The 6,287-nt window shown below is 60.8% G+C and carries 10 protein-coding genes and 1 tRNA gene; 6 read left to right on the top strand and 5 right to left on the bottom strand.

Annotation, left to right across the window (positions count from 1 at the left end):
- Positions 1–1,019: glycosyltransferase family 39 protein (locus tag HY556_06125; protein MBI4393356.1), on the bottom strand; the 1,019-nt coding region annotated here is incomplete at its 3' end.
- Between the two features lie 66 nt (positions 1,020–1,085).
- Positions 1,086–1,532: a hypothetical protein gene (locus HY556_06120; protein ID MBI4393355.1), complete on the bottom strand. Its 447-nt coding sequence runs from the start codon at positions 1,530–1,532 to the stop codon at positions 1,086–1,088.
- A gap of 167 nt (positions 1,533–1,699) precedes the next feature.
- On the opposite strand from HY556_06120, the gene HY556_06115 reads away from it, so the two are divergent.
- A tRNA-Leu gene (locus tag HY556_06115) sits at positions 1,700–1,784 on the top strand.
- Positions 1,785–1,801: 17 nt separating this feature from the next.
- Here HY556_06115 and HY556_06110 read toward each other — a convergent pair.
- From HY556_06110 to HY556_06100, 3 genes are read right to left on the bottom strand one after another with little or no spacing between them, the layout of a single operon-like run.
- Positions 1,802–2,875: a site-specific integrase gene (locus HY556_06110; protein ID MBI4393354.1), complete on the bottom strand. Its 1,074-nt coding sequence runs from the start codon at positions 2,873–2,875 to the stop codon at positions 1,802–1,804.
- A gap of 49 nt (positions 2,876–2,924) precedes the next feature.
- Positions 2,925–3,263: a hypothetical protein gene (locus HY556_06105; protein MBI4393353.1), complete on the bottom strand. Its 339-nt coding sequence runs from the start codon at positions 3,261–3,263 to the stop codon at positions 2,925–2,927.
- A gap of 48 nt (positions 3,264–3,311) precedes the next feature.
- Positions 3,312–3,734, bottom strand: coding sequence for a helix-turn-helix transcriptional regulator (locus HY556_06100; protein MBI4393352.1), 423 nt, complete (start codon positions 3,732–3,734; stop codon positions 3,312–3,314).
- 354 nt (positions 3,735–4,088) lie between these two features.
- Here HY556_06100 and HY556_06095 point away from each other — a divergent pair, with 354 nt between their 5' ends.
- The 5 genes from HY556_06095 to HY556_06075 all read left to right on the top strand — a co-directional run.
- Entirely contained in the window at positions 4,089–4,316 is a 228-nt protein-coding gene (locus HY556_06095; protein MBI4393351.1) for a helix-turn-helix domain-containing protein, read from the top strand.
- The gene (locus HY556_06090; protein MBI4393350.1) at positions 4,313–5,293 is read left to right on the top strand and encodes a hypothetical protein; all 981 of its coding nucleotides are present in this window, start codon (positions 4,313–4,315) and stop codon (positions 5,291–5,293) included. Before HY556_06095 ends, HY556_06090 begins: the two co-directional genes overlap by 4 nt.
- Complete coding sequence (locus HY556_06085) at positions 5,253–5,777, top strand: hypothetical protein (protein ID MBI4393349.1); 525 nt, start codon at positions 5,253–5,255, stop codon at positions 5,775–5,777. The genes HY556_06090 and HY556_06085 overlap by 41 nt, the downstream gene beginning before the upstream one ends.
- 49 nt (positions 5,778–5,826) lie before the next feature.
- Entirely contained in the window at positions 5,827–5,982 is a 156-nt protein-coding gene (locus HY556_06080; protein ID MBI4393348.1) for an HNH endonuclease, read from the top strand.
- Positions 5,983–6,057: 75 nt separating this feature from the next.
- Positions 6,058–6,287, top strand: a 230-nt coding sequence (locus HY556_06075) for a ParB N-terminal domain-containing protein (GenBank protein ID MBI4393347.1), incomplete at its 3' end; no start/stop codon positions are given.

Here is a 6,287-nt window from a genome sequence, read left to right as displayed (position 1 = left end):
GCTCTCAAAGGTCTCGGCTTTGACTCGACTCGGTTGCCTACTTCCTCAGGTTGTTCTTTGACTGCTCTCTGTGCCTCAGAGTCTCTGTGGCTGAGTGTCCACCAGACGCCCAACGCCGCTCCTACAACCAGCACCCAGTTGAAGCCGCCCACAAAGACTTCGTAAAGCCGCCGCATCAACGACCAGAAAACGCGCCCGGGATCGAGCGTCGTGTACAGGTTGTACTGCAAATACTGCGCGTTGCCCGTCCAATAGCCGGTCCTGTGGTGGTAGTAGATAGACCAGGCAACAAGCGGCAGCAGCGGAAACGTCAGGGCAATCCAATCCCGGAGGGGCGCAGCGTGCTGGGCCTTCCCTTCAACTGTATTCTCATGTAATGGCATGGCAGCCTGCCCTCCGATGCCTTTTAGGCTAAGGAGGGCCTGCGCCCCAGAGGCTGCATCCGCCGGGGCGTGCTGTGTCCTCCCCCGCCACAGCACGAACGCCCACGCCACGGGCAACATCACCACCGCCGTCTCTTTGGTCAGGACGGCGAGCGTCGCGGCGAGCGCGAACCTCTCCATACGACGGTCGAGCAGCGCCAGAACCGCCAGAACCGTGAAAAGCCCGGCGGCGAGGTCGAGGTATACGAGCGAGCTCTGCGTGAAGAACATCGGCGAGATCGCCAGCAGCATCGCGCTCCATACCGCCGGCTCTCGTTCGGTGACGCGCCGCGCCAGCGCGTATGTGGCGACGACGGCCCCCGTCGCCACCAGAATCATCGCCGTGCGCGTCACCAGTGGCGAAAATCCGAACACCCACCACAAGAGTCCAAGATAGACCATCACCAGCGGCGTGTGCCCGGTCGGCAAAGTGCTTTCCGGAATCAACAGCCACGCGCGCGAAAAATCCAGCGCCGCGGGAACGTAGTACCCGGCTTCGTCCCAGAAGTAGGGAAGGTGAAGCATGGGGAGGTGCAGGAGCACGAGCCCCAGAGACGTCGCCGCCACGATGCCGCAGGTCGCGTAGAAGGAACGCATCGGCAGCTTACTCTAGCAGAAGCCACGGCCGCCGGCACGAACCCGTCTGATTAGGAGGTTGGGGGGCTATCCAATACCTTGCGTCGGCCAAGCTGACCCGGCGGCAGTCTGGAGGCGCTCGGCGAGGCGCGAAGTAATGTGGAACGGGATGGCGAGTTCACGTCCCAGGCGAAGCTCGACGATTTCCCAGCCCAGCAGTTTTTTTCGGCTGACGGAAATTTCTCTCCAGGGAATGAACAAGGGTGGGTGGCCGATGCGGAAGAGGAAAAGGATCGAAACGTAAAACCCCTCGTAACCGGCACCCACCGTTAGGCAGTTGCCGTAGTTTGTCCAGTAGCGCATCCTGGCGCTCTGGAACATCCAGCGTTCCCCCGTGAAGCCGCTGGTCATGCCGTAGACTCTGGCAAGCGACGCCCATCCTCCAACATGGCTCACTAGCACTCCAAGGCCGACCCAAACGGCCAAGAAGACTGTGGCGAGAAGGATGGGATTAGAAGCAGGATCCAACTCCATGTGCCTGATTCTACGTCGAGGTCAAGAAGACTGCAAAGGCGTGGGCTTGCGCTGGCGCGGAGCCGCGGGTTCTTGTGTCAAGCGATGACGACCAATCCCGGAAGGGAACCCCCCTGCCGTAAACCGCAGTGCCGTGGCCGGAGTCTGCTGCATTATAATAGTCGCGCGCGAAAGTGGCGGAATTGGCAGACGCGCCAGACTTAGGATCTGGTCCCGCAAGGGGTGGGGGTTCGAATCCCCCCTTTCGCACCACGTTCATTTCTCATGACTTACATGACGAGTTGCTTCCTGCTGGCAACCCTGGTCCGTCGTCTGGTGGCTGTTCTGGTGGCTGTCGGGTTCAGGCGCTCGACGGCCTCTTGGAGGTGGCCCGGCGCCAAGTGCGCATATCTGAGAGTGGTTGTGATCCCCCTGTGCCCGAGCAGCTCTTGGACCGTGCGCAGGTCGACGCCGGCCATGACCAGACGGCTGCCAAACGTGTGCCGTAGGTCGTGCCATCGGAAGTTCAATACGCCTGCCTCCAAGCAGCATTCTTGAAACCAGCGCCGCTGCCGGTGGTCTTCCGTTGGGCACACTAGGTGCTCGCCCTTGGGCTCATGCTTATATCGCGCTCGCAGGCGCGCCAGCGCCAGTCGCGCGGCGGCGTTCAGCCGCACGAAGCGTTTCTCTCCATGTTTGCTGCGCGGGATCGTGATCAACCCGAGGTCCAGGTTCACGTCCCGCCACTGCAAGCCATACTGCTCCCCGGCGCGCATGCCGGTGTACAGCGCCAGATCGAACTCGGGCTCCTTCTCTGGGGACAGCTCGCGGATGTTGGCCCGGAGCTTTTTCTCCTCGTCGGCCGATAGGAACCGGTCGCGCGTATTATTCTCGCGGTGCCGCTTTACCTTGCGGATGGGGTTGACCTCGACCCTCCCATTGTCCTCGCCCAGCCGGTAAAGAAGTGACACGAGCGAACGCCAGCGGTTGGAAGTGGTCTTGGTCCGTGCGCGCTCAGCCAGAAATTCTTCGACCTGCTTGGGCGTGATTGCCTCGGCCGGCTGCTTGCCGAACCGCTCACGCAGCACGGCCAGCATCCACCCTGCGACAGCCTGCGTCTTCACCCCGTGATGTCTTTTCGAGTGCTCCAGCGCATCCGTGATCAAATCATCGAACGTGACGGGGCGTCTCCTTAGAAGCTCGGGAAGCTTCCGGCCCAGGAGCGCCTCGGTCTTGCGCTTGTGGTACAGCTTGATGGCGGCGGAATTCGTGCCCGCCTTCTCACGGTGCCGCTTCCCCTGATAGTCGTGATAGTGGATCCACCAGACACCCGAGTCCTTCGGGTACTCGTACACGCCTCTCATTGGACCCCCATGATTGCCACTTAGTCGCTTAGAGCTTCAGCTTGCCCACTCAAGCGCGAGCAGCCGCCATCGCAAGGGTCGCCCCGGGGAGGGGAATTGGCTCGGTGGGTTCATGCTCCTCCCCAACAGCTCCCTCGCCATCTTCGTTTTCGCCGGACCCATCTCTGTCTTCGTCCAGTAAGAAAGCCCCCGAGCGGTCGGCTCGTACGCCATGGAAAGCCAGCGTCGATTCGTCCACGGTCAGTTCGGAATAGCGTGCGAGAAGCCCAGATGCGTGTTCGGACCCATCCATCACCAATTCCAGCAGAAGCTGGGCGGCCCGGACGGCCAGTTGGTATTCCGGGCATCCTGCCGCCACGATCTCACAGTCCTTTGCGATCTCCTCCATTCCCTCTCCTTTGACCTTCTGGCCATGGCATGCGTGCCAAAACAGACTTTATCTCTTCCTCGGCTTTTCTTTCTCCAGCGCAAGAACGGCTGCAACCACGTTGCTCAACACTTTCGACATCATGGCGAGTCTTTCGGCAGCCTCAGTTGACCCCCCCGCTCGCAGCTCTTCCAGCACGGCCAGGGATTCTTGCAGGACCCGATGCTGGCGAACCGCGATCTTCTGGAGCATGGAGAGGGCTGCCGAATCCACCTTGCCCCCCTTGAGTCCAAACGCGGCCCGGCACTTATCGTCGGGACACATATGGATCATCTTGATCAGGTATTCGCCGCTTGGAATTCTGGTTCCCAGCTCCCATCGCTGGAACGACCCGAGCGTACATCCTAGCTGACGTGCCATGCCTTCCTGAGTCAGGCCGAGGGTTTTACGCAGCTGATGGATGGCGGTAACAAAGAGATTCTCGGCTACCATTTTTTCCTCTTGACACATCCGTACGGGTGTATATAGTTGGGTGCTTCGTTTCGGATACGTCGTTTCCGTACAGTGGCGGATTCTACTCAGATGGCCCGGACAACACAAGCGAAAGTTTTGACGCCCGGATTGGCCCGTCGTATTCGCCATACCGCCAAGGCCCAGGCGTCGATTGCACGGCTGGCCGGCGTCACGCGCGGCCAAGTCTGGAAAGTTGTCCACCGCCATCGCCGCGCCTCGCCCGAACTCCGCGACGCCATTCGGCGCTTTTTCGAGAGCCTGCGGACCGCCAAACCGCAGGGACCCTAAACCCAAGACTGTTCCCTACGTCAACTCACGACCCAGGAGACCCGCATGGAAAAGATTTTGCTGACCCGCAAGGAAGCCGCCCAGGCACTCTCGATCGGCCTTCGCACTCTGCACCGCTACATCGTGCTGAAGGAGATCACGGTTCGGCGCATCGGCGGGCGCGTCTTGATCCCTCGGCACGAGCTCGAACGGTTTGCGCGCCGGGACCACGACGCACCCTTCCCATCACTCGAATCGGCAAAGCAGCCCAGACCGGAGGGTGCGACGGCGTGAGCGGATTCCTGGCTGGCAAGGTGTGGCAATCCGCGCTGGCCCCACATCTCAAACCGCTCGCGGCGGCACTCGCCGACATCGCCAACGATGACGGGACGAGCATCTATCCCTCCGTCGCATACATGGCATGGCTGCTTGGCCGCTCGGAACGCGCCATCCAAAACGGTCTCTCCGATCTGCGCGCCCAGGGAGTCCTACAAGTTGAAGCCCACGGATGCGGAGGGAAGGGCCACCCCACCGAATACCGGCTCATCGAAAGCGCCCTCCCCAAACGTCCGCCCTGGAAGGAACATCGTCAGCCAAAGGGTGAAACGGTTGCACCCTTTGAGCAAGGAACGGTGAAGCCTGATTCACCCTTTCCACAAGAGAAGGGTGAAACGGTTGCACCCTTTGAACAAGAAAGGGCGAAGCCCAGTTCACCCTTTAAGGTTGCAAAGGGTGAACCGCAGTTGCAAAAGGGTGAAGCCCAGCTGCAAAAGGGTGAAGTTTGCGACACCAAAGGGTGCAGTCTTCGACATGAAAGGGTGAAGCCAGCTTCACCCGACCCGTCAGTAGAACCGTTAGTAGAACCGTCAGTAGAACCGCCAGAGGAACCGGAAGCGCAGCCTGAAAAACCGGCTGCGCCCTCGCCGCGCGCCTTCACCGATCTTGCCGTCCAGCTTTTCCTCGAAAAGTACGAGCAGCAACCGACGTGGGACGACAAGGATTTCAAGCAGTTTCACCGGCTACGGAAGCGCCGCCCCGAGCTATCACTCCAGGAGTTCGAACGTCGGTACCGGATCATGCTCAATTCCACGGACGAGTTCTACCAGAGACAGGGAGGTTCGCTTGCATTCTTCTGTGCCAGCTTCGACCGCTTTATCCAGGCCGAAGAGGAGTTCGCCACCCGCGCCGACCTGCGACATCGACGCAAAGCGCTCGAGCTCGCTGAGTTCCTTGAAGAGGGCGATCGGACGGTGGCTCGCCATTTGGGATGAGGTCTATCCGGGCCAGGACCGCCGCAATCTGAGATCGCTGGGCGGCATCTTCGCGGGCTGCTTTCGCCGTGAAGATCCGGCCCTCATTGAAGAGGCGGGTCCCATCATCCTCCGCACCTCGAAGCACTTCCCCACGCCAGCCGAGCTGGAAGAAGTCGTCGGCTGTCTGCGCGCCATCAGGCACGTTCACGCGCTCGCCTGGTACGAGCGCGACCGTTACATCGAAGGGTTTTTCAGTACGCCGAGGTTGCCGGTGTGGGCTCACAACTTGATGCTCACGGAATCTGCGAAATACCGCGATGAAGCGCCGAGCCTTCCTGCGGCGGACGCCGCTCGTGCGAGGTCCATGGAGGCGAAAGAAAAAACCGAAGCCCTGGCGGGCGTCATTGACCCGCAAGGCCCTCGTGAAAATCACGAAGGACGGGCGCGAGATCCTCTCCGGCCGGGCATGGCAAAGGCGCCGGCTGGAGGTCTGGAAACGTGATCACGGCATCTGCGCGGAGTGCGGGAAATTCGTTCCCTTCGGGCCTGACATGCACGCGGATCACATCCAGACCCGAGGGATGGGTGGTGGGAAGCGTGACGACCGGATCGACAACCTGCGCACGATGCACCGGCATTGCCACCTCTTCGAGCGGCATGCGAACCGCCCGGGCGGCGATCACAAATTCTCTGCGGAGTGCGCTTAATGTTTGACATAGTGCTATCTATAGGCTATCCTTCTCTCATGACCGCCATTCCCTACATCCCGAAAGGAGAGTCCTATGAGTAGCACGGAAACTGTCGAAGCCGCCGACCAGCTCATCCATTTGCCGCTGGAAGAGCTTACGCTGTGCCCCACCAATCCCCGCAAGCATCGCGACGAGAAGTCACTGAAAGACCTCGCTGCGAGCATCCAGGAGAAAGGAGTCCTCGAACCCATCATCGCCCGGCCCATCACCGGCGCTCCATCCGCTCCCCACTTCGAGATTGTCTGCGGGGAGAGGCGATTCCT

The sequence above is a fragment of the Euryarchaeota archaeon genome, from assembly GCA_016207515.1.
In the GTDB taxonomy this organism is placed as follows: Archaea; Thermoplasmatota; SW-10-69-26; order JACQPN01; family JACQPN01; genus JACQPN01.
This window is presented reverse-complemented; position numbering and strand designations above follow the sequence as displayed.